The following is a 26,513-nucleotide window of genomic DNA, read 5'->3' as shown; positions in this document are numbered from 1 at the left end:
TATGTTTATATCATTACCTGGTCTGCATTCGCGCCAGGAACCCGCGTCATGTCCGTCGATCCCCTCAGCCAACTCATCGCACAAAAAGGTGTCCTCCTTGCCGATGGCGCAATGGGCACAAGTCTCTTCGCCATGGGCCTGGAAGCCGGCGAGGCTCCGGAATTGTGGAATGAAACGGCGCCGGATCGCATCAGCGATCTTCACCGCCAGTTCGTCGCGGCGGGCTGCGATATCATTCTGACCAACTCTTTCGGCGGGACGCGGCATCGCCTCAAGCTGCATGGCGCTGACGACCGGGTCTTCGAGATCAATCACCGCGCGGCGGAGATCGCAAGGCAGGTCGCCGACGCGGCAGAGCGAACGGTCATCGTTGCAGGCTCGGTTGGCCCGACCGGTGAATTGCTCGAACCGCTTGGAGCGCTCACTTTTGATGAGACGGTGGACGCATTCAGAGAGCAGATGGAAGGCCTCAAGGCCGGCGGGATCGATGTTGCGTGGATCGAGACCATGTCCTCGCCCGACGAGATCAAGGCAGCATGCACGGCCGCGGTTGCCATCGGCCTGCCCTATGTCTACACCGCCTCCTTCGATACGGCCGGCCGCACGATGATGGGCGTGCACCCGCGCGATATCCATGAACTTTCGAGCGATGTTGCGCCGGGCCCGGTCGCCGTGGGGGCCAATTGCGGTGTCGGCGCCGCGGACATCCTGTCCTCGCTGCTCGACATGAGCGATGCGCGCGAAGGTGCCGCGATCGTGGTCAAGGGCAATTGCGGCATTCCCGAATTTCGCGGCGCGCAGATTCACTATTCCGGAACGCCGCCCCTCATGGCCGATTACGCCCGGCTCGCCATCGATGCCGGTGCGACGATCATCGGCGGGTGTTGCGGAACGGCGTGCGAGCACTTGAAGGCCATGCGCCAGGCCATAGACACACACGAAAAGGGCGAACGGCCGACGATCGAGACGATTGTCGATCGCATCGGCCCCTTGCGCAACAAGCCGGCCGGTGACGACAAGACCGCGCCGCAGCGCGAGCGACGCGGCCGGCGTCGCGCCTGATCATTCCGAAAGGCCGCGCCATACGGCCCTGTGAATGATCCGGCTGACCTTTTCCGCTGCGCCTTGCTCCCTGGCGGCGGGACTCTCTCAGGTGAAAGCGTCGGGCATTGAGTCCTTGCGCTGACGCACGAAGTCCTGCAGTGCTTCGTCGGTCCCCGGATCGATTGCCGGAGCCTCGTATCGCTCCAGCCACGATCGGCAGAGCGCGTTCGCCCGCGCTTCGATCCGCTTCTCTCCCTCGGCCGCCCATTGCTCGTAGGAATTGTTGTCGGCAAGGCTCGAACGATAGAACGCCGTCTGGAAATGCGCCTGCGTATGCTGGCAGCCGAGATAGTGGCTTCCCGGCCCGACCTCCCGGATGGCGTCCATCGCCTGGCCGGTCTCTGAAAGATCGACGCCTTCGGCCATCCTCTGCATCATGCCCAGCTGATCGACGTCGATCATGAATTTCTCATAGGACGAGACCAGTCCGCCCTCCAGCCAGCCGGCCGAGTGCAGCACGAAGTTCGTACCGGCAAGCAGCGTCGTGTTGAGCGTGTTCGCGCTTTCATGCGCCGCTTGGGCGTCGGGCACCTTCGAGGCGCAGAGTGACCCGCCAGTGCGGAACGGCAGGCCGAGACGCCTGGCCAGTTGCGCCGCGCCGTAAGAAACGAGCGAGGGCTCGGGCGTTCCGAAGGTCGGCGCTCCCGATTGCATCGAGATCGACGCGGCGAACGTACCGAACAGCACCGGCGCTCCCGGTCGTATCAACTGCGTGAAGGCGGCGCCGGCCAGCACTTCGGCGAGAATCTGCGTCAGCGTTCCGGCGACTGTCACAGGACTCATCGCCCCGGCAAGGATGAAGGGCGAAATCACCGTCGCCTGATTGTTGCGGGCATAAACCTTGGCCGCGCCCAGCATCGTCTCGTCGAAAACCATCGGCGAGTTGGCGTTGATGAGGTTGATGACGACGCAGTTCTGGTCGACGAATTCAGCGCCGAACAGGATCTTGCACATGTCGACCGTGTCCTGCGCCCGCTCCGGCGCGGTCACCGATCCCATGAACGGTTTGTCCGAATAGCGGATATGGCTGTAGACCATGTCCAGGTGCCGCTTGTTGACCGGGATGTCGACCGGCTCGCAAACCGTGCCGCCCGAGTGGTGCAGCGACGGCGCCATATAGGCGAGCTTCACGAAATTGCGAAAATCCTCGATCGTTGCATAGCGGCGCTGGCCTTCCAGATCGCGCACGAAGGGCGGACCGTAGACGGGCGCGAAGACGGTCGCCTTGCCGCCGATCTCGACGGAGCGCTCCGCATTGCGCGCGTGCTGGACAAACGTCGCCGGAGCCGTCTTCAGGAGTTCGCGGCAAAGCCCCTTGGGAAAATGCACCCGTTCGCCACGTACGTCGCAGCCTGCATCCTTCCAGAGGCTGAGCGCTTCGGCGTCGTCCCTGAACTCGATGCCGATCTCTTCCAGCACCGTGTCGGCATTCGCCTCGATCAGCGACAGCCCCTCCTCGTCGAGGACTTCGTATTCCCGGATGCGTCGCCGGATGAACGGATTGGCGACACCGGGGCCGCCACCGCTGCGCGCGGCGCGCCGCGCCGCAGCGCCCCGCCCCTCGCCTCGCCCGCGCCGGCCACCCGCCGCCGCTGTCGTTTCGCCCGCGTTGAGATCGCCGAGAGGCGCGTCGCTTGAATGATCCATGAGTGACGAGACCTTTGTTCCGCCAATGCCGCATTGCCCGCTCCGTGGCAGGTTTGAGGCGATGCTATCCGCTCCCTCGTACCGTGCTTATGCCGACAGCGCCAACCGCTGGCGCTACCAAGACATTTCAAACCGCATTCCACGTCGTAATTCAGCGCTCCGCGCGTCGTTTTTGAGGAACCCGATTCGCCTGTTTTCCGGCGATATAGAGCACAAACTGATCCCTGCGCGCGGCGCGATGATTCCGCCCGCGTTCAGCCCGAGATGAAGGCTTCGACAGCAGATGTCCGACGACGAAATCATTCTCGCCGACCTTTCCGACGACGAACTCGTTCAGCAGATGCACGACGATCTCTATGATGGCCTGAAGGAGGAGATCGAGGAAGCCACGCACATCCTGCTCGACCGCGGCTGGGCGCCTTATGAGGTGCTGACGGAGGCGTTGGTCGAAGGCATGCGCATCGTCGGCGAGGATTTTCGCGACGGCATCCTGTTCGTGCCGGAGGTTCTACTGTCGGCCAATGCCATGAAGGCGGGGATGTTCATCCTGCGCCCCCTTCTGGCCGAAACCGGCGCTCCCAAGCTTGGCAAGATGGTGATCGGTACGGTCAAGGGCGACATCCACGACATCGGCAAGAACCTCGTCGGCATGATGATGGAGGGCGCCGGCTTCGACGTCGTCGATCTCGGCATCAACAATCCGGTGGAGAACTACCTGGCGGCCATCGACGAGCACCAGCCAGATATCGTCGGCATGTCAGCGCTTTTGACGACCACGATGCCCTACATGAAGGTCGTCATCGACACTATGAAGGAAAAGGGCATCCGCGATGATTTCGTCGTGCTCGTGGGCGGTGCGCCGCTGAACGAGGAGTTCGGAAAAGCGGTCGGCGCCGATGCCTATTGCCGTGACGCGGCCGTCGCGGTGGAAACGGCAAAAGCCTATATGAAGCGCCGGCACAATCAGGCCCAGACGGCCTGAGCACGAAAAAAGGCCGGGGGTCACCCGGCCTCAATGCACTCGCTGCTGAACATCAACGCGTGCGTTAGCTCTGCGCGGCAGGAAGCCTAGTAGGAAGCGGCTGCATCGACGTCCTGGCCGGCCGACTGCGTCGCATCGACGGTGTTGGCCATGTCGGCGCCCACGCCACGGATCGTATTGCCGCATGCGGCCAGTGAGAAGAGTGCTACACAAAGGATGGCGGTGCGGCCGATAATCTTGGTCATCGTACTGTCCCTAGTCTGGAGCGCCCGGTATTTGCGGAGCGCCGTGGTTAAGCAATGACGCGGAAACGCATGAAAACCGAAAAGGTTCAAATCATCGCGTGCGGCGCGCTCGCGCGCGAGATCCGCTCCGTCATCGAGGCCAACGGTCTTTTGCATCTTGCCGTGACCTGCCTGCCGGCCATCTGGCACAATCATCCCGAGCGGATCGTTCCGGGCGTCGACAATGCGATCGCGACCGCGCGGCGGGAAGGCTTCTCGAAAATATTCGTCGCCTATGGCGATTGCGGCACCGGCGGCGCGCTCGATCGCCTGCTGGAGCACGAACAGGTCGATCGTCTGCCCGGCCCGCACTGCTATGCCTTCTTCGCCGGCACCGACCGCTTCGCCGCCAATGCCGAGGAGGATATGCGGGCGTTCTTCCTGACCGACTTCCTCGCCCGACAGTTTCACGCCTTCGTCGTCAAGCCGCTCGGCCTCGACCGCCACCCGGAACTGCGCGGGCTCTATTTTCAGCACTATGAAAAGCTCGTCTATCTGGCGCAGAGCGATGACGACACCCTCGATCAGGCAGCCCGAGAGGCCGCGACGTTCCTCGATCTGGCCTATGAACGGCGCTTCACCGGCTATGGCGATCTGACCGGCAGCCTCTTGGCAACCGCACAAATATGACCCGTCGGATGCGACGTCGCTTTTGATCATATCCGACGTCGTCGGCCAGCCAGCGCACCGGACGATTCGCAAGCAATGTCTCAGTCAAGGAGACTTGTGACATGGCCGATCGCATCATCGTATACTGGCGGGACATCCCCGCCCAGGTGATCGTGAAGAAGGGACGCACAGCGGCCAAGCGGGAGCTGTCGTTGCGCTTCACCGAGGCGATCGACATGTGCGCGATGCGGACCGGAGCGCATGAAACCGACTCCTATCTGGAGGAATGGCGGCGCGGCCAGCCCGTCGAAGTTTCGGACGATCTTGAAAGCGAAGCCGAAGGGGCAGCAAACGAGATCGAAATGCTGTATACAAAAGAGCGGCTGTCTGCGTTGGTGAAGTCAGGCGGCCTGGAAGAGACATCGGCAGCCTGAGATGGCGCCACCCCGAATTTGAAGAAGGCTTTATGCGCCATGAGCAGCATTCTTGAACTGAAACGGGCAAAATCGGATCGAATTTCAGCTTCCATCGAGGTCGCGCCAAAGCAGGCGATCGAATCCGACGATCTGCCTGGCCTGTTCCCGCCCGGCACAAATGTATACATCACGGACATCGGCACCGATCCGTCCGAAACGCTGGTAAAGGCGGCCCGCAGGGTGCGTGATCTCGGCTATGAGCCGGTTCCGCATTTTGCCAGCCGTCGCTTGACCTCACGGGCTGGCCTCGAGAAGCGCGTGGCAATGATGGCGCAGGACGCCGGCGTCACCAATGTCCTCGTCATCGGTGGGGGTCTTGACCGGCAGGCCGGCGATTTTTCCTCGGCGATGGAAGTGCTGGAGACCGGTTATTTCGACCGCTACGGCATTACGCATATGGGAATTGCAGGCCACCCGGAGGGCAGCCCGGACTTCACCGAGGAAGTCGCGCTGCAGGCCCTACGCCTCAAGAAGGCATTCGCCGAGCGCACGGGAGCCAGGGTGCGTATCGTCACCCAGTTCGGTTTCGACGCCGACAAGTTCATTGGCTGGGCCGAGGGGCTGCGCGACCATGGCATCGACCTGCCCGTTCATCTCGGTGTCGCCGGTCCCGCAAAGATAACCACTCTGATCAAATATGCGGCGATGTGCGGTGTCGGAAATTCCGTGACGTTCCTGAAGAAGAACGCCCTGGCGTTGACGGCTCTCGCCACGACCCATTCGCCCGAAACGGTCGTCGGCCCGATTGAAAATCACGTCCGCGCAAACCCGCATTCGGCGATCAAGCAGATCCACGTCTTCCCCTTTGGCGGCCTCAGGAAATCCGCTGAATGGCTGGTCGAGCGGGGCACCTGGCCCGTCTGCGCTGAAGATGCCCTGCCGAAGGGCCGCCTCGCCGAGCGCTGAGCGGCCTCCCCCACCCATCCGGATCGCCTGCGTTTCCCAAGAGGAGCTTCAATGTCGCGCACCATTATCGCCTCGGCGACCCGCGAAATCGTCATGGGCTTTGACCAGCCCTTTTGCGTCATCGGCGAGCGGATCAATCCGACAGGCCGCAAGAAGCTGGCAGCCGAGATGGTGAACGGCAATTTCGACACCGTGCGCAAGGATGCGCTTGATCAGGTGGCCGCCGGCGCGACCATGCTGGATATCAATGCGGGCGTGACGGCGGTTGATCCCAACGCGACGGAACCGGACCTGCTGGTCAAGACCTTGGAGATCGTGCAGGGCCTGGTCGATGTGCCGCTTTCGATCGACAGCTCCGTTACCGCGGCGATCGAGGCCGGCCTCAGGGTCGCCAAGGGCCGCCCGCTGGTCAATTCCGTTACCGGAGAGGAAGAAAAGCTCGAGGCGCTGCTGCCGCTGATCAAGAAATACGACGTTCCGGTCGTCGCCATATCCAATGACGAAACGGGAATATCCGAGGACCCGGATGTCCGCTTCGCCGTGGCGAAGAAGATCGTCGAGCGCGCCGCAGATTTTGGCATCAAGCCGCATGACATCGTCGTTGACCCGTTGGTAATGCCCATCGGTGCGATGGGAACGGCTGGCAGGCAGGTATTCCGCCTGGTGCGCCGCCTGCGCGATGAACTGGGCGTCAACACCACCTGCGGGCTCTCCAACATCTCCTTCGGCCTGCCTCATCGCCACGGCATCAACGCCGCATTCATTCCGATGGTGATCGCCTCGGGTATGACCTCGGCCATCATGAATCCCTGCAGGCCCCAGGAGATGGAGATGGTCCGCGCCGCCAATGTGCTGAACGCCACCGATGCCAATTGCGCCAACTGGATCATGACCTATCGCGACCATGCACCAGCCGCAGCGGCGGAAACTGCCGCACCCTCGGCGATGGCCGCATCTGCTGGTGGCCGCCGGCGCGGCGGACGTGCAGCCCGCATGGGCGGCTAGGCAGTTGAATGGCTGGGTTCGATGATTGCGGCAGTGCAACAAGTTCGCCGCGGGCCGGGACCTTTCGGCCGTTTCGATCATTGTAGCAGCATCCGCAAAAAGGACGCCTCACAATGACCCGACGCCGCTCCCCGCTGACCGCCAATGCAGATTTCGCCACCCTCGCCTTCACGGCTCCATTCGTCATCGCCACGCGGATGACGGGGATGTGGTTCAACGCCTTTTCCCCCTCCGCCCATGGCGACCGCGAGAACAGCCGCATGGTCAGCGAGAAGCTGCTCGCCGGATATGAAAGCCTGGCAGCGGTGAATACCTCGCTCGCCACGCAGATGGTCAACGCCGCCTTTGCACCCTGGAGCGGTGGACGCGCGAAGGCTTTCGACACCGACGCCATCGTCGCGGCGTCGATCCGCCCCTTCGCAAAGCGCGTCAAATCAAACGCCCGGAGATTGAGCCGAAAGACGTGAACGCCCACAGCAAGCCGGATCATCTCGTTCTCTTCATGCCTTCTGGCAAGCGCGGCCGGTTCCCCGCCGGCACGCCCCTTCTCGATGCCGCACGCGATCTCGGCGTTTATGTCGAAAGCGTCTGCGGCGGACGCGGCATCTGCGGACGCTGTCAGATCGAGGTGCAGGAAGGACAATTCGCCAAGCATGGCATCACCTCCACACTGGCGCACATCTCCGGCTTCGGTGGCAAGGAACAGCGCTATGCCGACAAACGCGGGCTGAAAGCGGGCCGTCGCCTGTCCTGTTCGGCAACGATCGAAGGTGATCTCGTCATAGACGTCCCCCAGGACGTCGCGGTCAACGCACAGGTCGTCCGCAAGGATTCCGACGGACGCGTGATCGAGCGAAATCCGTCGATCCGCATGTGCTATGTCGAGGTCGAAGAACCGGACATGCATCATCCGCTCGGCGATCTCGACCGTCTCAAGAGCGCGCTGGCCCGCGACTGGCAGATCGAGCGCCTTGAGGTCGATCCCCATCTGCTAAGGGACGTGCAGCAGATCCTGCGCAAGGGCGGATGGACGGTCACCGCAGCCATTCACCACGATCTGGAGGACGATCGCCCGCATCTGATCGCGCTTTACCCCGGCCTGAAGAACGAGGCCTACGGCATTGCTTGCGATATCGGATCGACCACCATCGCCATGCATCTGTCCTCGCTGCTGTCGGGCCGTACCGTCGCATCGGCTGGCACGTCCAACCCACAGATTCGCTTCGGCGAGGATCTGATGAGCCGCGTTTCCTATGTGATGATGAATCCCGACGGACGCGGCGCCATGACCCGCGCGGTTCGTCAGGCCCTGAGCGATCTGATCGACAAGGTCTGCGTCGAAGGCGGGATCGACCGCCACGACATTCTCGACGCCGTCTTCGTCGGCAACCCGATCATGCATCACCTGTTCCTCGGAATCGACCCGACCGAACTCGGCGGGGCGCCCTTCGCACTGGCCGTTTCGGGTGCGGTGGAGATCAAGGCATCCGACGTCGAACTGACGATGAACCCCGGCACGCGGCTCTATGTTCTGCCTTGCATTGCCGGCCATGTCGGCGCCGACGCGGCCGCCGCCGTTCTGACGGAAGGGCCGCACCGCCAGGACGAGACGATGCTGCTGGTCGACATCGGCACCAATGCCGAGATCGTCCTGGGTTCATCCGCCCGTGTCGTCGCCGCTTCATCACCGACCGGTCCGGCTTTCGAGGGCGCCGAGATTTCATGCGGCCAGCGCGCAGCGCCCGGTGCGATCGAGCGGTTGCGCATAGATGCCGAAACGCTGGAGCCGCGCTACCGCGTGATCGGGATCGAGCAATGGTCCGATGAACAAGGATTCGCCGAGGCGGCCAGCAGGACGAAGGTAACGGGCGTCTGTGGCTCGGGCATCATCGAGGTCGTTGCCGAGATGTATCTGACGGGGATCGTGTCGGAGGACGGCGTGATCGACGGCACGCTCGCCGAGCGCAATCCCCGCATTGTCGCCAATGGCCGAACGTTCTCCTATGTCATTCAGGAGAGCGACCCGCGGCTGGTCATCACCCAGAACGATGTCCGCGCCATTCAACTCGCAAAGGCCGCGCTTTACGCGGGCGTCAAGCTTCTGATGGACAAGCTCGCCATCGCCGAAGTCGACCGAATAGCACTTGCCGGCGCGTTCGGGTCCTTCATCGATCCAAAATACGCCATGGTGCTCGGGCTTGTCCCGGACTGCGATCTCGCTAAGGTCAAGGCAGTCGGCAATGCTGCGGGAACGGGTGCACGAATGGCACTGCTCAACCGCGACCATCGCCGCGAAATCGAGCAGACGGTCACCGAGATCGAGAAGATCGAGACCGCTCTGGAGCCGAAGTTTCAGGAGCACTTCGTCAGCGCCATGGCCTTTCCCAACAAGCACGATCCTTTTCCCCACCTGAGCGCTGCGATCGCGCTTCCAGCGCGGGGTTGCGCCGCCCCGGTCGGCGAGGACGGCCCGGGACGACGCCGTGGCCGCGCGAGCCGGAGAGCGCGATGAGCCGGCCGCAGGCGCTGATTTTCGATGTCTTCGGCACCTGCGTTGATTGGCGCGCGGGCATCGCCGCGGAAGCCGAAAAGTTCCTGTCGGAAAAGCAGATCGAGACCGACGTTCATGCGTTTGCCGATCGCTGGCGCGGCGAATACCAACCCGCGATGGAGCGCATCCGTACCGGGGGCCGCGGTTATGTCGAACTCGACGATCTTCACCGCGAGAACCTGTTAAGGGTTCTGGCCGCGCTCGATATCGCCGATCTTTTCGAGCCTGAAGAGGTCGATGCCCTCAACCACGCCTGGGAAAAGCTGCCACCCTGGCCGGATGTCATCGCTGGCCTTGGCGCGTTGAAGCAGAACGCGATCATCGCGCCATGTTCCAACGGATCGATCGCGCTGATGACACGGCTTGCCCGTTATGGCCGACTGCCCTGGGACTGCATCCTCGGCGCCGGGATTGCGCGCGACTACAAGCCGAAGCCAAACGTATACCTTGCATCCTGCGCTGCCCTTCGGCTGGAGCCGGCTGAGGTCGTCATGGTCGCCGCCCACAATGACGATCTTCATGCCGCCCACGCCGCTGGCCTGCGCACCGCCTTCGTTGCACGCAAGCACGAGCACGGTCCGCTTCAAACGACCGATCTCGGGCCGACAGCCGCCTGGGACTATGTCGCGCCAGATTTCGAGCAGCTTGCCGCGCTCATTTTCGAGCGGGCCTGACCGGCCGGCCGCCGGTTTGCTGTCAGTGGAGCCGTTCGTTGAGCGTCGCCAACGTCGCGCGCAGATGGTCGGCAGCGGCCAGAACCGGCTGCCCGGCATCCGGGGCGACAACCATGATGACGTTGTATGTGCCAAGCTCCGGCAGTCCGTCGGCCGGCCCCAGGACGGCAAGGTCCTTGCCGACAAAGGACTTCGGCAATGGGGCAACCGCCAGATCCGCAAGGATTGCGGCGCGCTGGCCTGAGGTGTGAGCGCTCATATAGGCGACCCGGTAGTTGCGACCCTGGCGGCTGAGGCCTTCCAGGGCGCGGAGCCGCCATGCGCAGCCTTCTTCCCACAGTGAGACCGGCAGCGGTTCGCGCAAATGCGCCGAGCCGCCCTTTGCCCCGCCCCAGACGATGTCCTCCGTCAGAAGGATTTCCGATCCAGGCGGCGTAATGGTGCTGGAGCAGGTCATCAAGGTCAGGTCGAGAAGCCCCGCTTCCAGACGCTTCTTCAGGTTGACGCTCTGGTCGATGACGACATCCACCGCGATGGAAGGATGCGTTTCGGCGAAGCGTTTCAGCACCAGCGGCAATATCCGCTCCCCATAATCGTCCGGCGAGCCGAGCCTTACCACACCTGAGATGTCGGGAGCGATGAACTTCGAGACGGCCTCGCGATTGATCGCCAGGAGCTGGCGGGCGTAGGTCAGCAGGATTTCCCCGTCCCCCGTCAACGCCACATTGCGCGCGTCTCGGGTGAAAACCGGACGATTCAACGTCTCTTCAAGCTTCTTGATCTGCATCGAAACGGCGGACGGCGTGCGAAACACGGAATTCGCAGCTGCCGAGAAGCTTTTCGTTTCCGCGATCGCCACGAAGGTTCGCAAGACGTCGAGTTCAAGCGTTGGCAAGGGGTGATTGAGCGGTGCGTTCATTTCAGTTTCCTTGAACCAGAGCATCAAACCATTTCGTTTGATTGAACCGCGCTTTGGCCGGATAGTCAACATCGAGGGTCGCGACCTCCTCATTGCCAAACCAAAGAAGGATGACGACCATGGCACATTGCGAAACCGACGCCCGCCGCCCCTCGATCGGCGAAAGCCTCACCGCGCTCACCTATGGCGACACGATCGGCCAGACGATCATCGCCGCATTCAATGCCTTGCGCACCGCTTCGGCGCGCCGCCGCGAAAAAGCCAGGCGTGATTGGCTTCGCTACACGACCGACCGCGAGATCGCACAGCTTCCGCCCGAGGTTCGCAAGGATATCGGCTGGCCGCAGCGCCGAAACGATTGAGGGCAGCAGGCCTTCCATTGAGCAACTTCTTTGCGCGCGCCGCGTTATTTTCGTAGCCGACGTGCGCAAAGCCGCTTCACACGCAATTTGCGCTATGCCAATGTCCCGCGCGGTCGCTCTGCGACTGCCGAACGCTGGATGAGCGCGCCGGCCACGAATGCGTCATCGGGATGCCACCATGGCCAGCGCACAAAGCCGTATCAAGCGATCCGTCGTCTTCTTCCTCGTTCCCGACTTTTCCATGCTGGCGTTTTCCACCGCCATCGAGCCGCTGCGCATCGCCAACCGCATGCTTGGCTACGAATGCTATCGCTGGCGCCTGTCGTCGAGCGACGGGGGACCTGTGCGCGCATCGAACGGCGTCGCGGTCGCGGTCGACACCTCGCTGGCCGACGAACGCCGCCACCTGACCGGCGAGAACAGACCCTCGATGGTCTTCGTCTGTGCCGGCGTCAACGTCGAGAAGTTCCAGAACAAGTCGGTCAATGCCTGGCTGCGCGAGGAATACAACCGCGGCATCGCCGTCGGCGGCCTTTGCACCGGCGCACATATTCTCGCCAGTGCCGGCCTGCTCTCCGGCAGACGCTGCGCCATTCACTGGGAAAACCTGCCGGGCTTTGCCGAGGCATTTCCGAAAGTCGACGTCTTCGCCGATCTCTACGAGGTCGACTCCAATATCTACACCTGTGCCGGCGGCACCGCGGCGCTTGACATGATGATCAACCTGATCGGCGACGACCATGATGACAACCTCGTCAACCGGATCTGCGAACAGGCGCTGACCGATCGGGTCCGCAATCCCCACGACCGCCAGCGTCTGCCGCTGAGGGCCCGTCTGGGCGTTCAAAACTCGAAGATTCTTTCGATCATCGAATTGATGGAGGCGCATCTTTCCGAACCGCTTTCCCTGATCGAGATCGCCCGCTATGCGGGGCTGTCACGCCGACAGATCGAGCGGCTGTTCCGTCAGGAGATGGGCCGCTCGCCGGCACGCTACTATCTGGAAATCCGTCTTGATCGTGCCCGTCATCTCCTGGTGCAGTCGACGATGCCGGTGGTGGAAGTGGCGGTAGCCTGCGGCTTTGTCTCCGCCTCGCATTTCTCCAAGTGCTACCGCGAGCTATACGGGCGCTCACCGCAGCAGGAGCGGGCCGACCGAAAGCAGCTGCTCAACGCTGCGTAACCCCGGCCTTACGGAATATTCCAGATGTTCCGGCGGCGTTCCCATATCTTTTCTCCGACCATGCAGTCCGACCCGCTGAGGTCGAAATCGTCTTCGGCCTGGGCCAGATGGAGCGTGGGCGCCTCAGCAGATGCTCTCAGTGCATGGATCGGATCAACATCATCGCCCGGCATGGCCCCGGCCAGTTCAAGCACCAGCTTGCGCCGGATCGCGACGGGAAACTCAGCCCAGCTGAGAACCGGGATGACGAAGGCCTGTCCACCGCCGATCACGCATTCGGCGAAATACGTATCGAGATTCGGGATGGCATAGCCGAGCCCCTGCCCCGGCGAGTTGGTCATCAGCGGCAGGCCGTTGATCGTGATGCCGCGCGCCACCGCCGCGTCACGCGCCTGGGTGACCGGAATGCCCTGATTGTTCGGCCCGTCTCCGGAAATATCGATCACCCGGCGCAGACCTTCAAAGCCGTTGTCTTCGAAGAGCGCGGCGGCGAAATCGATCGCGCCCGATATCGAGGTCCGGCGAAAGTGTCGCGGCGCGCCCTCCGCGAGCGCCTCCGCAAAGGCAAAGGAAGCCTCCTGGCTGTCGATCAGCGTCCATGGCACCACGACCTGCTGCGAGCCCATGCCGGCCCATTCCACGAATGTCACCGCAACCCGGCCATAGCCGCCATAGACGATGGCCTCGATCACCTCGTCGGAACGGAACGCACTGGCGTAACCGTCGCGCTGGATCAGCTGCTCCTCGAAATCCATCGACCAGGACGCATCGATGGCCAGAACGAGTTCCAGGTCGACGACTTCCTGCGCATGGGCGGACGAGGCAAACCCAAGAAAAAGGCCGAGAAAGATGGAGCGCAACCCCGATGCGGCTGCGAGCGGCATGCGTCGGCAAAGACTCGCAAACCGGTCCATGCGGAAAGGATGACCGAAACCACCCTATCCGTGAAGATCAAATCTGCGTGAGCCGTCCTGTCGACGGTCAGGCCCGCAGACGGGCGTTCTGCGGGTCGTAAGGGCTTTCGCCGATGACGCGTGCCTTGTGAAGCGTCCCCAGTATCTTGATGTCGAGTTCCGTGCCTTCACCCGCGTGCTCCGGCTTGACCATGGCCAGCGCGAGCGACGTGCCGGTTCGAAACCCGAACGAGCCGTGCGTCGCACGACCGACGAGCACGCCATCACGGTAAATCGCCTCATTGCCGCGCGCGTCGGCGTCGGTGACACCGTCGACCTCCAGCGTGACGAACTGCCAGCGCAGGCCGTCTGCCTTAGACCTGACCACCGCGTCGCGCCCGATGAAATCCCCCTTGTCCGGCTTGATGAACCGGTCGAGCCCAGATTCGTAGGCGCTGTACTCAATGGAGAGTTCACGCGGGATGAGACGGTAGGACTTTTCGATCGCCATCGCCGTCATGGCGCGGATGCCGAAGGGCTTGATCCCGTATTCGGCGCCGGCCTCCATCAGCTGGTCGAAAATGGCGTTCTGCTGCTCGATCGGATGATGCAGCTCCCATCCAAGCTCGCCAACGAAGTTGACGCGAAGCGCATGCGCCGTGGCCGGGCCGACATTGATCGCCTTGCCCGAGAGCCACGGAAAATCGGCGTTCGAAAGACTTGTGCGCGTGAGCTTCTGCAGAACGTCTCGAGATCGCGGGCCGGCAAGAACGAGCACGCCCCACAACGTGGTGATCGGGAACATGTGGACACTGCCGTCGGCCGGAAGCAGCTTTTGCAGAATGTCGTGGTCGTGCGCCTCGTACGCCCCGGCGGACACCAGATAGAAGCCGGCCGGCTGGCGATAGACAGTGAATTCGCAGCGCACCCCGCCCTTTTTCGTCAGCATATGGCAAAGCGCGATGCGGCCGACCCTCTTGGGCACCGCGTTGGCGAGGATGGAATTGAGCCAGGCTTCCGCGCCGGGGCCGGAAATCCAGCACTTGGCGAAGGCTGACATGTCGAGCACACCGACATTGTCGGCGACATTCTTCACCTCGTTGCCGACATGCTCGAAATAGTTCGAGCGACGAAACGACCAGCGCTCCACGATGCGCCCATCATCCAGTGGCGCAGCGTGGTTGTGGTTGGTCAGAACGTCGACACCGACGCCGAGTTGTTCTGGCGGCACAAAATAGCCGTCCGGCGCGAACCAGTTGGCCCGCTCCCAGCCATAGACGGAGCCGAACACGGCACCCATTTTCTTCAACCGATCGTAGACGGGGGTGGTCTTCAGCGGGCGGGCGGCCGCGCGCTCCTCGTCAGGGTAGTGCATGGTGAAGACGTTGGCGTAGGCTTCCTCGTTCTTCTCCTTGAGGTAGCCTTCCGTCGCGTACGGACCGAAGCGGCGCGGATCGACGCCCATCATGTCGATGGTCGGTTCGCCGTCGACGATCCACTCGGCAAGCTGCCAGCCGGCGCCGCCCGCGGCGGTGACGCCGAAGGAATGCCCCTCGTTCAGCCAGAAATTCTTGAGTCCCGGCGCCGGACCGACAATCGGCGAGCCGTCCGGCGTATAGGCAATGGCTCCGTTATAGACCTTCTTGATACCGACCTCGCCGAAGGCGGGAACGCGCGTGATCGCCGTCTCGATATGCGGCATCAGCCGGTCGAGGTCCTCCTGGAAGAGCTCGTATTCGCTGTCGTCGGTCGGTCCGTCCATGTAGCAGCACGGCGCGCCTTTTTCATACGGGCCGAGCAGCAACCCGCCGTTCTCCTCGCGCATGTACCAGGAGGAATCGGCCTCGCGCAGGACGCCCATTTCCGGCAGACCCTGCTTCTTGCGTTCAACGATCGCCGGATGCGGCTCCGTCACGATGTATTGATGCTCAACGGGAATCACCGGCACGTTGAGGCCGACCATGGCACCGGTCCGGCGCGCGAAATTTCCGGTTGCCGATACGACGTGGTCGGCGACGATGTCGCCCTTGTCGGTCTTCACAAGCCAGGTGCCGTCGCCCTGCTGCTCGATCGCCGTGACGCTGGTGTAGCGGTAGATCGTGGCACCGCGATCGCGCGCGCCCTTTGCCAGCGCCTGGGTCAGGTCGGCCGGCTGGATATAGCCGTCATCCGGATGCTGGAGCGCGCCGAAAAGCCCCTCCGTCTCGCAGAGCGGCCAGACCTCTTTCACCTCCTCCGGCGTCAGGATCTTCACCGGCACGCCGATCGTCTCGGCGATCCCGGCATAATACATGAACTCGTCCCAGCGATCCTTGGTGCGGGCAAGACGCACATTCGAGACCTTGGAGAACCCGACATTCATGCCGGTCTCTTCCTGGAGTTCCTGATAGAACCGCACCGAATATTTGTGGATCTGCCCGACGGAATAGCTGACGTTGAAAAGCGGCAGAAGCCCGGCGGCGTGCCAGGTGGAACCCGACGTCAGTTCCTTGCGCTCGATCAGGACGACATCGTCCCAACCCTTCTTCGCCAGGTGGTAGAGCGTCGAAACCCCGACAACCCCGCCGCCGATCACCACCGCGCGCGTCCTGTCCTTCATTGCCATGCCTTTGCCTGCTGCGCCCCGCGCGCACTGATGCCCACGCGGCCGATCCCCATGTGCCCGCGACTATGCAAGCCGCCCACGCGGCGCTCACGCCTGTTTGCGACATGGCACGAAATGCGCGCGACGAAGGTGCGGCGCAGGATCTCTGATGGGTCGGAATTCAACTTGAGAAAGGATTGGCGCGCCCAAGCTCAAATCCCGGCGCGGCCTTGGCCGCCCGGTGGATGCAACAGGCAATCTGGATACGGAGCGCAAAAGCCGTGCCGTGATGCAGATTGGATGGAGATGGCGCGGGTTTCGCGCTCCGTCAGCGTTCTGCGAGGGGTCTCCCCCTCTCCGGGCAGGTCGAAGCTCTCTGCGTCGACCCGGGTTCATGGCGGGTGTCGGCCCGCGAAAACCCGAGCGACTTGCATGAGCACGCAGTCAAAGCCGGTCATAGTGCCGGCGGGAGCCCTTTTTGCCCGGCTCCGGGCCACAGCCACGTTAGCTGTAACCGGAAGCGCCGGTCCTTTCCCGCATCCGAACGTCTCGCGAATACTTCCAGCCGGAAAGGACGGGGTGAGTATGCCACGGGCCCGAGGGGCGGGGAAAAGGGGGAGCGCCAAGGAAGGCCCAATGCAAGATTGCTGTTGCCGACGCAGTCAGGCCGTTTGGGTCGTCAAGTGCTTCAAGTTCCAGGCGTTCCGCTCAAAAACCAGAGCCGGGTTCGGCCAGATAGCGTTCCTCGGCAAGGGTCGAGGTGCGGCCGAGGATGGCGTTGCGGTGGGGAAAGCGGCCGTATTTGGCGATCACGTCGCGGTGGCGCTCGGCGTAATCGGTGTAGGTCTCGTTGCCGAGCGCGGAGATCAGGTCCACGGACCGCTTCTGGTCGGCAAGATTCTCCGCGTGTTCGAACGGCATGTAGAAGAAGACCCGGCGCTCCGCGTCGATTGCCTTGTCGTGTCCCTCGCGTACCACCGCCCGCGCCTCGCGCAGCGCCAGCCCGTCGGTGGCGAAGGCAAGCGGCGTATCGCGGTAGATGTTGCGCGGGAACTGGTCGAGGACGATGATCAGCGCGAGCCGCGCCTCGGCCGTTTCGCGCCAGGCCGGAAGCACCGATTTGGCCAGATGCAGATGCGTGGCGGCGAAGCGCTGACGGATGGCCTCGTCCGTCGCATCCTTTTTCATGAACCAGTCTTCCGGCGTCAATTCCTCGAACCAGAAGGCCAGCACGTCCTGCGGCGTTGCCAGCGCGATGGTTTCGCGCTCGGGCGCGCCATCGTCCCCGTTGTCACCGGGGGCAAGGGAGGTGATGGTCATGCCGCGACCTCCTCGGCTTCCAGACGGACGAGGAGATCACCGTCGGTGACCTGCTCGCCATCGGCGACAAGCACCTCGCCGATGCGTCCGTCACGCGGCGCGGTGAGCGTCATCTCCATCTTCATGGCTTCCATGATGATCAGCGGATCGCCTTTGGCGACATCGCCGCCGGCCTGATGCAGCACCTGCTTGACGATACCGGGCATTGGCGCGCTGACGCCGTCGCCCGCGCCCGCGTCGTGATCGCTGTCGAAGACGGTTCGCGGCACGCCGATGATGAAGGTGCCCGCCTCGATGAAGACGGTGATGCCCTTTTCGTGGCACACGGCGCGGGCCGCCGTGCGGTAGCCGTCCTGCTCGACAAGGTAGCGCCCATCCTTCATGCCATTGATGGAAAGCCGGGTGGCATGGCCGTCCGGGTCGACGACCCGCCAGCCACGATGCCTCTCGCGGGAAACACGGAAGATGGCCGGATCTTCGCCGACGCTCAGCGTGACGGCGCGGGTCGGCGTGCCCCAGAGCGACCACGGGCCCAGCCGGTCGAACGGGTCGCTGCCGTGTCCCTCGCTCATCATGCCCGACGCGAGGACGGCGGCAAGAGCGGTGGCGAGCGGCGAGGCCGCAAAGGGTTCGACCAGATCCTCAAGATCCCGGTCGATCAGCCCGGTATCGACCGAACCGGCCGAAAAGCCGTCATGGTGGCAAAGCGCCGTGAGGAAATCGAGATTGGTCGTGGTGCCGGCGACCTCGGTGGCGAGCAGCGCCGCCCGCATGCGCGCCAGGGCGACCTCGCGACTTTCGCCATGCGTGACGAGCTTGGCGATCATCGGATCGTAGAACGGGGTGATGACGTCGCCGCTGACGACGCCGCTGTCGATCCGCACGTCGCGCTCGGGAAAGGCCAGATGCGCGATGGTTCCGGTGGCGGGCAGGAAGTTCTTTGCCGGGTCCTCGGCATACAGGCGGGCCTCGAACGCCCATCCCTCGATCGACAATTCGTGCTGGCGCTTCGGCAGCGGCTCGCCGGCAGCCACGCGGATCTGCCATTCGACAAGGTCGAGACCGGTGATCAATTCGGTGACGGGATGTTCGACCTGCAGCCGGGTGTTCATTTCCATGAACCAGAACCGATCGGGGTGAAGGCCCTCGGAGGCGTCGACGATGAACTCCACCGTGCCGGCGCCGGCATAGCCGATGGCCTTGGCCGCGGTGACGGCCGCCTCGCCCATGGCAGCGCGCATCTCCTCGCTCATTCCCGGTGCCGGTGCCTCCTCGATGACCTTCTGGTGCCGGCGCTGAAGCGAACAGTCGCGCTCGAAAAGGTAGACCGCATCGCCATGGCTGTCGCCGAACACCTGGATCTCGATATGGCGGGGTGTCCCGACGTATTTCTCCACGAGCACGCGATCATCGCCGAAGGAGGCGCGTGCCTCGCGCTTGGCCGACGACAGGGCGTCGGCGAAATCGGCCTGTCGGTCGACCCGGCGCATGCCCTTGCCGCCGCCGCCGGCGCGCGCCTTGATGAGCACGGGAAAGCCGATCTCGTTGGCCTTGCCCGACAGGACGACGACCTCCTGCGCGTCGCCGTGGTAGCCGGGAACGACGGGCACCTTGGCCTTTTCCATCAACTGCTTGGCGGCGTCCTTGAGGCCCATGGCACGGATGGCGGCGGCCGAGGGCCCGATGAAGACGAGGCCGGCGCGCGTCACCGCCTCGACGAAATCCGGATTCTCGGACAAGAAACCGTAGCCGGGGTGGATCGCTTCCGCGCCCGAACGCTTGGCCGCCTCGATGATGGCCTCGCCCTTCAGGTAGCTTTCCGACGATTGGGCCGGACCGATCCGGACCGCCTCATGCGCCGTGCGCACATGCAGCGCATCGACGTCGGCGTCGGAATAGACCGCGACGGTGCGAATCCCCATGCGGTGCGCCGTGCGCATGACGCGGCATGCGATTTCGCCGCGATTGGCGATGAGTATCTTGGAGAACATCTGGCTTCCACCCCTGATCATAGCAACCGGCCCATCGTCACATGCGGAACACGCCGAAGCGCGTGTCCTCGATCGGCGCATTGAGGGCGGCCGAAAGCGACAGCGCCAGCGTGTCGCGCGTCTTCGCCGGATTGACGATACCATCATCCCACAGCCGGGCCGAGGCATAGAGCGGGTGGCCCTGCGCCTCGAACTGATCGATGATAGGTTGCTTGAAGGCCGCTTCGTCCTCGCCGCTCCAGCTTCCGCCCTTGCGCTCGATTCCGTCGCGCTTGACGGTGGCGAGCACCCCGGCGGCCTGCTCCCCGCCCATCACGGATATGCGGCTGTTTGGCCAGGTCCACAGGAAACGCGGCGAGTAGGCCCGCCCCGACATGCCATAATTGCCGGCGCCGAACGAACCGCCGACGAGGATCGTGATCTTCGGCACCTTCGTGGTCGCGACGGCGGTGACGAGTTTGGCGCCATCCTTGGCGATGCCCCCGGTTTCGTATTTCTGGCCAACCATGAAGCCCGTGATGTTCTGCAGGAAGACCAGCGGGATCTTGCGCTGCGAGCACAGTTCGACGAAATGCGCGCCCTTCAGCGCGCTTTCGGAAAAGAGGACCCCGTTGTTGGCGACGATGCCAACGGGCATGCCCATGACATGGGCAAACCCGCAGACGAGGGTCGTGCCGTAGCGTGCCTTGAACTCGTCGAAGCGTGAGCCATCGACGATGCGGGCGATGACCTCGCGGATGTCGTAAGGCGTGCGCAGTCCCACCGGGACGATGCCGAGAATTTCCTCCGGATCGTAGAGCGGTGCCTCCGGCGTGCGCAGATCCATCGTGACCTGCTTCGAACGATTGAGATTGGCAACAGCGTGGCGCGCCATCAACAGCGCGTGCTGATCGTTCTCGGCGAGATGGTCGGCAACGCCGGACAGCCTGGTATGCACGTCGCCGCCGCCGAGATCCTCGGCGGAGACGACCTCGCCCGTCGCCGCCTTGACCAGTGGCGGTCCGGCCAGGAAGATCGTGCCCTGGTTCTTGACGATGATCGTGTCGTCCGACATCGCCGGCACATACGCCCCGCCTGCCGTGCACGAACCCATGACGACCGCGATCTGCGGGATGCCCTTGGCCGACATGTTCGCCTGATTGTAGAAGATCCGGCCGAAATGATCGCGATCGGGAAAGACTTCGTCCTGGTTCGGCAGATTGGCACCGCCCGAATCGACCAGGTAGACGCAAGGCAGACCGTTCTGCTCCGCAATCTCCTGGGCACGCAGGTGCTTCTTGACCGTCATCGGGAAATAGGTGCCGCCTTTGACGGTGGCGTCGTTGCACACCACCATGACATCGCGGCCCTCAACGCGGCCGATCCCGGTGATGAGGCCGGCGGAAGCGATGTCCCCGCCATACATGTCGTGGGCGGCGAACTGGCCGACCTCTAGGAAAGGCGAGGTCGGATCCAGAAGCTGGGCGATGCGCTCGCGCGGCAGGAGCTTGCCGCGCCCCTGATGGCGCTCGCGCGCAAGTGCCGGCCCGCCCTCGGCAATCGAGGCGGCAACGCCGGCGGTTTCTTCCACGATGGCCCGCATACGGGCATCGTTCTCGCGAAACTGTTCGGACGCGGGGGATATCTTCGACTTTATGACGCTCATGGACGCTGTCCTTCCCGCAACTCGACGGCGATCCCGAGCCTGTCGATGCGACGTGCCATCATGCCTTCCAAGCAGTTCATCTGGATATCCTCAATTCAACGGGTCGGTTCGATGCTGCAGCATGGGTGACTTATGCTGATTCCGCGAACATTTCCCGGCCGATCAGCATGCGGCGGATTTCGCTCGTCCCGGCGCCGATCTCGTAAAGCTTGGCATCGCGCAGGAGCCGGCCCGTGGGATATTCGTTGATGTAGCCGTTTCCGCCGAGCGCCTGAATGGATTCGAGCGCCACCTGGGTCGCCTTTTCGGCGGCGTAGAGAATGCAGCCGGCGGCGTCCTTTCGGGTCGTCTCGCCGCGGTCGCAGGCCGACGCCACCGCATAGACATAGGCCCGGCATGCATTGGTCGTCGTGTACATGTCCGCAAGCTTGCCCTGCATCAGCTGGAATTCGCCGATGGGCGTGCCGAACTGCTTGCGCTCGTGGCTGTAGGGCACGACCACGTCGAGCGCCGCGGCCATGATGCCGAGGGGGCCGCCCGCCAGCACCACGCGCTCATAATCGAGGCCGGACATAAGGATCCGCACCCCCTGTCCCTCTTCACCGAGCACGTTCTCGAACGGGACCTCGCAGTTCTCGAAAACCAGCTCGCAGGTGTTGGAGCCGCGCATGCCGAGCTTGTCGAGCTTCTGCGCCGTGGAAAATCCCGTCATCGATTTTTCGATCAGGAATGCGGTGATGCCGCGCGGCCCGGCGTCCGGGTCGCTCTTGGCATAGACCACCAGCGTCTCGGCATCCGGTCCGTTGGTGATCCACATCTTGTTGCCGTTGAGAACGTACCGGTCGTTCTTCTTCTCGGCCCTCAGCTTCATCGAGACGACGTCGGAGCCCGAGCCCGGCTCGGACATGGCCAGCGCGCCAACATGCTCGCCCGAACAGAGCTTGGGCAGATAGGCGCGCTTCTGCTCGGCATTGCCCCAGCGATTGATCTGGTTGACGCAGAGATTGGAGTGCGCGCCATAGCTCAGGCCCACGGATGCGGAGGCGCGCGAGATTTCCTCCATCGCGATCACATGCGCAAGGTAGCTCATGCCGGTGCCGCCGAAATCGGGATCGGCCGTCATGCCGAGCAGGCCGAGCGCGCCCATCTTCTGCCAGAGTGCTGAGGGAAACTCGTTCTTGCGATCGGTCTCGTCGGCTAGCGGGGCGATCTCATCGCGGGCAAAACGCCGGATCGTATCGCGAAGGGCCTCGATGTCGTCTCCAAGACCGAAATTCATGCCGGTGTCGAACATGGGTTCATTCCTCCTTCAGGCCGACGCTGCGCGCGACCATGCCTATGTAGATGTCCTCGATGGTTTCCTGCGCCAGCCTTCCGCCCGACCGATACCACGTCGTCAGACCGTTCAGCATCGCGATGATCGCCATGGTCGCGATCGGCGATTCCTCGATGGAAAATGCGCCGTCGTGGCGCCCGCTGTCGAGGATGTCCCGCAGATAAGCTTCGTAACGGCGCCTGAGCGCTTCGATCCGCACGAAGTTCGCTTCGTCCAGGTTGCGCAGTTCCATGTAGGAAATGAAGACGGCGTCGGGCCGGGCAAGGTGATAGCGGATGTGAAAGCGCACGAAGCGCTTGAGCGCCGCTGCCGGATCGTCGCTGGCGCTGGCCTCGCCTTGCCACGCGGCGATCAACGCTTCAAGATGCTCGCGCATCAGCGCGGCGAGCAGATCCTGTTTGGTCGGAACGTGATTGTAGAGCGCGCCCGGCTGCAGACCGACGGCCTCGGCGATGTCGCGCATGGACACGGCGGCATAGCCGGAGCGCGCGAAAAGACCGAGCGCCGCCTCACGCAGACGCGTTGCCGTTTCCGCCCCGCTCGATCCCGCTGTCCTCGCCATGCCCAATCAGAATTAAATGAACGTTCATTCAATTAATTCCGATTGGGGCGTGCGGTCAAGTCTGCAATGACGCAAGAGCGCTCAGACGGCCTCGGCGAGGCGCGGCTGGGTGGTCATCAGCTTGAAGGCGGAGGCGTCGGCCGCCGCGCGCATCAGCGTCAGCACCAGATCGTCCCCTGCCCCGTTTTGGTCGCGCAGATAGAAGGTGATCGCCGCGCAGGCTTCGCCCCGCGCATCGAGGATCGGCGCGGCGATGGTGGCGCCGGCATTGCCCCCGCCTGCCGGAAGGGCGGCATGCGCCTTGGTCTTGACGTGATAGGCGATGCGGTCGGGATCGACGCCGGCCAGGGCCGCCTGCCGACATTCCGCGACGACCTGGACGCGGGTGACGTGGCGCGGCACGAACGCCAGGAAGACGTGGCCGGCGGCCGATTCCAGCAGCGGCTGCGTGCCGCCGAGGCGCGCCGCGGTCGTCAGCGGCGTCGCCGGCTGCTCGTACCAGATGCAGATCGGCCCGTTCGGCCCGAGAACGTCGATGCCGATGGCGATGTCGTGGGCGGCGGCGAGCGGCCGGACGGCTTCGCACGCATTGACGACGGGATCGTTGTTTTCCAGCGCTTCGAGGCCGAGGTCGATGGCCGCCGGCCCAAGCCGGTACTGGCGGGTGCGGGGATCCTGCGTGATCATGCCTTCCCGGATGAGGCTTTGCAGATAGCGGTGCGCCTTGCTGGCCGGCAGGCCGGCCTGATAGCCGATTTCCTTAAGGGTCAGCGCCGAGCGACGACCGACGAATGCGCGCAAGATCGAAAAAGTCACTCCAACGGATTTGATCAGCATAGGGCCCTCCAGCTCCAGTCGATTCGCAAGATACACTTATTTCGAGCAATATCCATTAACACAACTTAAACAGGCAAGATGGGAACGCCGGCATCGAGACGGTTGATTAACCAAATCCCAACATTCACCGGCGCCGCACATGCCGGGTGCTCCAGAAGGGAACGCTTGCCTCAATGCGCAAACTGCCGGCGCGGCGGCGGCGATCTGCCGTCTGGCGAGGCTTTGCGGCAGAAGCAGCATTCTCCGATGTGTAATGAGCGCCCCACCAGGGCGCGAGCGTACCGGCCACCTCCCCGCAGAGCAACCCATAGGTGCATGAGGAAATTTTTCGCCTCATGCGCTAGTCTTCGCTTTACTGCGCTGCCCCAGCATCGGGTGGCAACGCGAAAGGCCGGAGGCGAGGATGGGCGGCAGGATCGGGCGGTTTGTCAGGCGACGCGACGGCGCCTCGGCGGTGGAGTTCGCGATCATCGCGCCGCTCTTCCTGCTGGTGCTTTTGACGATGTGCGCCTACGGGATCTATCTCGGCGCGGCCCATGCGGTACAGCAGATCGCGGCGGACAGCGCGCGCACCGCGCTTGCCGGGCTGACGGCGAGCGAGCGCGAGACGCTGGCGCAGGACTATATCCGCACCGTCACGCTCGACTATCCGCTGATCGCGGCGGAGGCGCTGGCGGTCAAGGTCGGCGAGGAAAGCGGCGGGCGCCAGTTCACGGTGCGCCTGACCTATGACGCGCGCAGCCTGCCGATCTGGGGCCTTTTCGCCTTTCCCCTGCCATCGAGCACGATCGAGCGCTTCTCGACCATCCGGCTGGGGGGCCTTGAGCCGTGACAGGGCGCCCGGCGCGGACATGGAGCAAAGGGCTCCGGCGGCTGGCGAGGCGCTTTCTCGCCGAGCGCAGCGCCAACATCGCGGTCGCGGCGGCGGCCTCGCTGCCGGTCGTCACGGGTTGCCTGGCGCTCGGCGTCGATGTCGGCACGCTGACGCTGGAGCGGCGCGCCATGCAGGGCACGGCCGACCTTGCCGCCATCGCCGCCGCCGGCGCCATCGCGACGCCGCACGAGGCGGTGCGCGATTTCCTGGCGCTGAACGGGCTCGACTATGTCGTGGCGACGGAGGACGGCTATCTGACCCCGGCGGGCACGCTGATCGCCGCGGCCCCCGCCAAAGCCGGCATCGCGACCGTGACGGCCGGGACCTTTGCCGCCGACCCCGCCATCGCGGTCGACGAGCGCTTTGCGGCGGGCGGCGCGCGGGCGAACGCGGCGCGGGTGCGCCTTGAAAAGCCGGGCGCGCTGCATTTCGCATCGCTCTTTGCCGCCCCGCCGACGCTTGCCGCCAGCGCGACGGCGCATACGCCCGAGATGGCGGCGTTCTCCATCGCCAGCCGGCTGGTCGAGCTCGACGGCGGGCTCGTCAACGCGCTTCTCGGCCAGATGCTCGGCACCGAGCTGTCGTTGAGCGCGATGGACTATCGCCATCTCGTCGATCTCGACGTGTCGCTGCTTGAAACCTTTAACGCGCTGGCGACCCGGATCGACGCGACGGCGCTGACCTATGACGCGCTTCTGGCCGAGAGCGTGACGATCGGCGATCTGACGGCGGCGCTCGGCGGGCTCGACATCGACGGGCCGGCCAGACACGCGATCACGGCGCTGAAGCGGCAAACGCGCGGCAATGACCGGGCGCTGCCGCTTGCCGGCCTCTTCGACCCCGGCCCGCTCGGCCATCTTGCACTCGGCGGAAAGACCGGGCTCGCCGTCACCGCCAGCGCCATGGACATCCTGTCGGCCGCCGCGCGCCTTGCGGCGGGCAGGCACCAGGCGGCGATCGCGATCACGCACGACATCGGCCTTGCGCGCCTCGACATCGCGCTTGCGATCGGCGAGCCGCCGCAAAACGGCAGCTTCATCGCGGTCGGGCAAAGGGGCATCATCGTGCGCACCGCGCAGACCCGCCTTGCCATCACCGCCGAGCTTTTCTCGGGGGTGAAACTCGCCCTGCCCGGCGTCACGGTCGAGCCGGTCCGCCTGCCGCTCCATGTCGAGATCGCCCATGGCGAGGCCCGCCTTGCGAACCTTGCCTGCAACGCTTCCGCAAACGCCTCGGTGACGCTTGAGGCAAGGCCCGGCATCGTCGAGGCGGCGATCGGCGAGGTCGCGCCCGGCGATTTTCGCGATTTCAGCCGCACGCCAAGGGTCGAGAAGGCCAAGATCACCGCCGTCAGGGTGCGCGTCTGGCCGCTGGTCGATCTTGCAGCGCGCGTTGAGGCGGCGGCCCATGTCGAGGCGACATCGATCGCCCCGCACACCGTCGCCTTCAGCGCAGGCGACATTGCCGATGGCGCGGTGAAGAGCGTCGGCACGCGCGATATCCTGAAATCGCTGCTGATCTCGCTGATCGGCCGGCTCGACCTTGACGTTGAGCCGCTGGGGCCGGTGATCTCCGGCATCCTCGACCCGCTTCTCGCCGCGCTGGTCGACCTCATCGCCCCCCTGGCAGACCCGCTCGATGCGGCGCTGACCAGTGTGCTCGAAACGCTCGGCATCGGCCTTGGCGTCGTCGATCTGCGCGTTCCGGACGCCCGGTGCGACCGGCCCGTTCTTGTCCAGTAGGCCGCTCTTGTTCAGTAGAATGGTCTT

General features: G+C 64.0%; 25 protein-coding genes. 14 read left to right on the top strand and 11 right to left on the bottom strand.

The genetic code is table 11. From position 1 onward, the window contains the following. Window positions 1-48: 48 nt before the first annotated feature. Window positions 49-1,062 carry a betaine--homocysteine S-methyltransferase gene (gene bmt, locus CN673_RS03420; protein ID WP_099864796.1) on the top strand — a complete coding sequence of 338 codons (1,014 nt, stop codon included), beginning with the start codon at window positions 49-51 and terminating at the stop codon, window positions 1,060-1,062. Window positions 1,063-1,149: 87 nt separating this feature from the next. On the opposite strand, the gene CN673_RS03415 is transcribed toward bmt, so the two are convergent. Next, the gene (locus CN673_RS03415) at window positions 1,150-2,751 is read right to left on the bottom strand and encodes a trimethylamine methyltransferase family protein (RefSeq protein ID WP_099864795.1); all 1,602 of its coding nucleotides are present in this window, start codon (window positions 2,749-2,751) and stop codon (window positions 1,150-1,152) included. On the opposite strand from CN673_RS03415, the gene CN673_RS20830 reads away from it, so the two are divergent. Continuing rightward, window positions 2,750-3,019, top strand: coding sequence for a hypothetical protein (locus CN673_RS20830; RefSeq protein ID WP_157928788.1), 270 nt, complete (start codon window positions 2,750-2,752; stop codon window positions 3,017-3,019). The genes CN673_RS03415 and CN673_RS20830 overlap by 2 nt on opposite strands. 15 nt (window positions 3,020-3,034) lie before the next feature. Next, entirely contained in the window at window positions 3,035-3,733 is a 699-nt protein-coding gene (locus CN673_RS03410; protein ID WP_099864794.1) for a cobalamin B12-binding domain-containing protein, read from the top strand. Window positions 3,734-3,819: 86 nt separating this feature from the next. Here CN673_RS03410 and CN673_RS03405 read toward each other — a convergent pair whose 3' ends face one another. After that, on the bottom strand, window positions 3,820-3,978 hold the full coding sequence (locus tag CN673_RS03405) for an entericidin domain-containing protein (protein ID WP_099864793.1): 159 nt from the start codon (window positions 3,976-3,978) through the stop codon (window positions 3,820-3,822). A gap of 69 nt (window positions 3,979-4,047) precedes the next feature. On the opposite strand from CN673_RS03405, the gene CN673_RS03400 reads away from it, so the two are divergent. From CN673_RS03400 to CN673_RS03370, 7 genes are all read left to right on the top strand, one after another. Next, window positions 4,048-4,647 carry a DUF1638 domain-containing protein gene (locus CN673_RS03400; protein WP_306456950.1) on the top strand — a complete coding sequence of 200 codons (600 nt, stop codon included), beginning with the start codon at window positions 4,048-4,050 and terminating at the stop codon, window positions 4,645-4,647. Window positions 4,648-4,748: 101 nt separating this feature from the next. Then, complete coding sequence (locus CN673_RS03395; protein WP_099864791.1) at window positions 4,749-5,060, top strand: virulence factor; 312 nt, start codon at window positions 4,749-4,751, stop codon at window positions 5,058-5,060. A gap of 39 nt (window positions 5,061-5,099) precedes the next feature. After that, window positions 5,100-6,008: a methylenetetrahydrofolate reductase gene (locus tag CN673_RS03390; protein WP_099864790.1), complete on the top strand. Its 909-nt coding sequence runs from the start codon at window positions 5,100-5,102 to the stop codon at window positions 6,006-6,008. A 51-nt stretch (window positions 6,009-6,059) separates the two neighbouring features. Continuing rightward, window positions 6,060-7,013, top strand: a complete 954-nt coding sequence (locus CN673_RS03385) for a methyltetrahydrofolate cobalamin methyltransferase (RefSeq protein ID WP_099864789.1) — start codon at window positions 6,060-6,062, stop codon at window positions 7,011-7,013. Between the two features lie 113 nt (window positions 7,014-7,126). Next, a complete protein-coding gene (locus CN673_RS03380; RefSeq protein ID WP_099864788.1) occupies window positions 7,127-7,480 on the top strand; it encodes a hypothetical protein in 354 nt (117 codons plus the stop codon). A gap of 35 nt (window positions 7,481-7,515) precedes the next feature. Beyond that, window positions 7,516-9,525, top strand: coding sequence for an ASKHA domain-containing protein (locus tag CN673_RS03375; RefSeq protein ID WP_198585888.1), 2,010 nt, complete (start codon window positions 7,516-7,518; stop codon window positions 9,523-9,525). Beyond that, complete coding sequence (locus CN673_RS03370) at window positions 9,522-10,238, top strand: haloacid dehalogenase type II (protein WP_099865046.1); 717 nt, start codon at window positions 9,522-9,524, stop codon at window positions 10,236-10,238. Before CN673_RS03375 ends, CN673_RS03370 begins: the two co-directional genes overlap by 4 nt. Before the next feature lie 22 nt (window positions 10,239-10,260). Here CN673_RS03370 and CN673_RS03365 read toward each other — a convergent pair whose 3' ends face one another. After that, the gene (locus CN673_RS03365) at window positions 10,261-11,157 is read right to left on the bottom strand and encodes a LysR family transcriptional regulator (protein WP_099864786.1); all 897 of its coding nucleotides are present in this window, start codon (window positions 11,155-11,157) and stop codon (window positions 10,261-10,263) included. A gap of 119 nt (window positions 11,158-11,276) precedes the next feature. Between CN673_RS03365 and CN673_RS03360 the strand changes: the two genes are divergently transcribed. Then, window positions 11,277-11,519, top strand: a complete 243-nt coding sequence (locus CN673_RS03360; RefSeq protein WP_099864785.1) for a hypothetical protein — start codon at window positions 11,277-11,279, stop codon at window positions 11,517-11,519. Window positions 11,520-11,697: 178 nt separating this feature from the next. Continuing rightward, window positions 11,698-12,702, top strand: a complete 1,005-nt coding sequence (locus CN673_RS03355) for a GlxA family transcriptional regulator (RefSeq protein ID WP_099864784.1) — start codon at window positions 11,698-11,700, stop codon at window positions 12,700-12,702. Between the two features lie 8 nt (window positions 12,703-12,710). On the opposite strand, the gene CN673_RS03350 is transcribed toward CN673_RS03355, so the two are convergent. The 8 genes from CN673_RS03350 to CN673_RS03315 form a co-directional block, all read right to left on the bottom strand. Further along, window positions 12,711-13,586, bottom strand: coding sequence for a DUF1194 domain-containing protein (locus CN673_RS03350; RefSeq protein WP_245409754.1), 876 nt, complete (start codon window positions 13,584-13,586; stop codon window positions 12,711-12,713). 97 nt (window positions 13,587-13,683) lie between these two features. Further along, entirely contained in the window at window positions 13,684-16,194 is a 2,511-nt protein-coding gene (locus tag CN673_RS03345; RefSeq protein ID WP_099865045.1) for a GcvT family protein, read from the bottom strand. Between the two features lie 693 nt (window positions 16,195-16,887). Beyond that, window positions 16,888-17,499 (bottom strand): DUF924 family protein, encoded by a 612-nt coding sequence (locus tag CN673_RS03340; protein WP_099864782.1) that lies wholly within the window; start codon window positions 17,497-17,499, stop codon window positions 16,888-16,890. Next, the gene (locus tag CN673_RS03335) at window positions 17,496-19,490 is read right to left on the bottom strand and encodes an acetyl/propionyl/methylcrotonyl-CoA carboxylase subunit alpha (protein WP_099864781.1); all 1,995 of its coding nucleotides are present in this window, start codon (window positions 19,488-19,490) and stop codon (window positions 17,496-17,498) included. Before CN673_RS03335 ends, CN673_RS03340 begins: the two co-directional genes overlap by 4 nt. Before the next feature lie 37 nt (window positions 19,491-19,527). Beyond that, window positions 19,528-21,135, bottom strand: coding sequence for a carboxyl transferase domain-containing protein (locus CN673_RS03330; RefSeq protein WP_099864780.1), 1,608 nt, complete (start codon window positions 21,133-21,135; stop codon window positions 19,528-19,530). A 130-nt stretch (window positions 21,136-21,265) separates the two neighbouring features. Continuing rightward, the gene (locus tag CN673_RS03325; protein ID WP_099864779.1) at window positions 21,266-22,429 is read right to left on the bottom strand and encodes an isovaleryl-CoA dehydrogenase; all 1,164 of its coding nucleotides are present in this window, start codon (window positions 22,427-22,429) and stop codon (window positions 21,266-21,268) included. A 4-nt stretch (window positions 22,430-22,433) separates the two neighbouring features. Beyond that, complete coding sequence (locus tag CN673_RS03320) at window positions 22,434-23,033, bottom strand: TetR/AcrR family transcriptional regulator (protein WP_099864778.1); 600 nt, start codon at window positions 23,031-23,033, stop codon at window positions 22,434-22,436. An 81-nt stretch (window positions 23,034-23,114) separates the two neighbouring features. Then, a complete protein-coding gene (locus tag CN673_RS03315) occupies window positions 23,115-23,870 on the bottom strand; it encodes an IclR family transcriptional regulator (RefSeq protein ID WP_099864777.1) in 756 nt (251 codons plus the stop codon). A 403-nt stretch (window positions 23,871-24,273) separates the two neighbouring features. Between CN673_RS03315 and CN673_RS03310 the strand changes: the two genes are divergently transcribed. Further along, window positions 24,274-24,702, top strand: coding sequence for a TadE/TadG family type IV pilus assembly protein (locus CN673_RS03310; RefSeq protein ID WP_099864776.1), 429 nt, complete (start codon window positions 24,274-24,276; stop codon window positions 24,700-24,702). Continuing rightward, entirely contained in the window at window positions 24,699-26,486 is a 1,788-nt protein-coding gene (locus tag CN673_RS03305) for a pilus assembly protein TadG-related protein (protein ID WP_099864775.1), read from the top strand. The genes CN673_RS03310 and CN673_RS03305 overlap by 4 nt, the downstream gene beginning before the upstream one ends. Window positions 26,487-26,513: the final 27 nt, after the last annotated feature.

It is taken from the genome of Neopararhizobium haloflavum (genome assembly GCF_002750855.1).
Classification (GTDB): domain Bacteria; phylum Pseudomonadota; class Alphaproteobacteria; order Rhizobiales; family Rhizobiaceae; genus Georhizobium; species Georhizobium haloflavum.
Note: the sequence above shows the minus strand (reverse complement) of the source record. Positions and strands in the feature narration are given on the sequence as shown.

What these genes read in the sequence shown, in the direction of transcription:
- CN673_RS20830 (WP_157928788.1), top strand. Translation starts at nt 2,750, where the DNA reads ATGAGTGACGAGACCTTTGTTCCGCCAATGCCGCATTGCCCGCTCCGT.
- CN673_RS03410 (WP_099864794.1), top strand. Translation starts at nt 3,035, where the DNA reads ATGTCCGACGACGAAATCATTCTCGCCGACCTTTCCGACGACGAACTC.
- CN673_RS03350 (WP_245409754.1), bottom strand. Translation starts at nt 13,586, where the DNA reads ATGCCGCTCGCAGCCGCATCGGGGTTGCGCTCCATCTTTCTCGGCCTT.
- CN673_RS03330 (WP_099864780.1), bottom strand. Translation starts at nt 21,135, where the DNA reads ATGAGCGTCATAAAGTCGAAGATATCCCCCGCGTCCGAACAGTTTCGC.
- CN673_RS03370 (WP_099865046.1), top strand. Translation starts at nt 9,522, where the DNA reads ATGAGCCGGCCGCAGGCGCTGATTTTCGATGTCTTCGGCACCTGCGTT.
- CN673_RS03400 (WP_306456950.1), top strand. Translation starts at nt 4,048, where the DNA reads ATGAAAACCGAAAAGGTTCAAATCATCGCGTGCGGCGCGCTCGCGCGC.
- CN673_RS03320 (WP_099864778.1), bottom strand. Translation starts at nt 23,033, where the DNA reads ATGGCGAGGACAGCGGGATCGAGCGGGGCGGAAACGGCAACGCGTCTG.
- CN673_RS03355 (WP_099864784.1), top strand. Translation starts at nt 11,698, where the DNA reads ATGGCCAGCGCACAAAGCCGTATCAAGCGATCCGTCGTCTTCTTCCTC.
- CN673_RS03390 (WP_099864790.1), top strand. Translation starts at nt 5,100, where the DNA reads ATGAGCAGCATTCTTGAACTGAAACGGGCAAAATCGGATCGAATTTCA.
- bmt (WP_099864796.1), top strand. Translation starts at nt 49, where the DNA reads ATGTCCGTCGATCCCCTCAGCCAACTCATCGCACAAAAAGGTGTCCTC.
- CN673_RS03315 (WP_099864777.1), bottom strand. Translation starts at nt 23,870, where the DNA reads ATGCTGATCAAATCCGTTGGAGTGACTTTTTCGATCTTGCGCGCATTC.
- CN673_RS03415 (WP_099864795.1), bottom strand. Translation starts at nt 2,751, where the DNA reads ATGGATCATTCAAGCGACGCGCCTCTCGGCGATCTCAACGCGGGCGAA.
- CN673_RS03340 (WP_099864782.1), bottom strand. Translation starts at nt 17,499, where the DNA reads ATGACCATCACCTCCCTTGCCCCCGGTGACAACGGGGACGATGGCGCG.
- CN673_RS03385 (WP_099864789.1), top strand. Translation starts at nt 6,060, where the DNA reads ATGTCGCGCACCATTATCGCCTCGGCGACCCGCGAAATCGTCATGGGC.
- CN673_RS03310 (WP_099864776.1), top strand. Translation starts at nt 24,274, where the DNA reads ATGGGCGGCAGGATCGGGCGGTTTGTCAGGCGACGCGACGGCGCCTCG.
- CN673_RS03405 (WP_099864793.1), bottom strand. Translation starts at nt 3,978, where the DNA reads ATGACCAAGATTATCGGCCGCACCGCCATCCTTTGTGTAGCACTCTTC.
- CN673_RS03335 (WP_099864781.1), bottom strand. Translation starts at nt 19,490, where the DNA reads ATGTTCTCCAAGATACTCATCGCCAATCGCGGCGAAATCGCATGCCGC.
- CN673_RS03325 (WP_099864779.1), bottom strand. Translation starts at nt 22,429, where the DNA reads ATGTTCGACACCGGCATGAATTTCGGTCTTGGAGACGACATCGAGGCC.
- CN673_RS03375 (WP_198585888.1), top strand. Translation starts at nt 7,516, where the DNA reads ATGCCTTCTGGCAAGCGCGGCCGGTTCCCCGCCGGCACGCCCCTTCTC.
- CN673_RS03345 (WP_099865045.1), bottom strand. Translation starts at nt 16,194, where the DNA reads ATGAAGGACAGGACGCGCGCGGTGGTGATCGGCGGCGGGGTTGTCGGG.
- CN673_RS03360 (WP_099864785.1), top strand. Translation starts at nt 11,277, where the DNA reads ATGGCACATTGCGAAACCGACGCCCGCCGCCCCTCGATCGGCGAAAGC.
- CN673_RS03395 (WP_099864791.1), top strand. Translation starts at nt 4,749, where the DNA reads ATGGCCGATCGCATCATCGTATACTGGCGGGACATCCCCGCCCAGGTG.
- CN673_RS03365 (WP_099864786.1), bottom strand. Translation starts at nt 11,157, where the DNA reads ATGAACGCACCGCTCAATCACCCCTTGCCAACGCTTGAACTCGACGTC.
- CN673_RS03380 (WP_099864788.1), top strand. Translation starts at nt 7,127, where the DNA reads ATGACCCGACGCCGCTCCCCGCTGACCGCCAATGCAGATTTCGCCACC.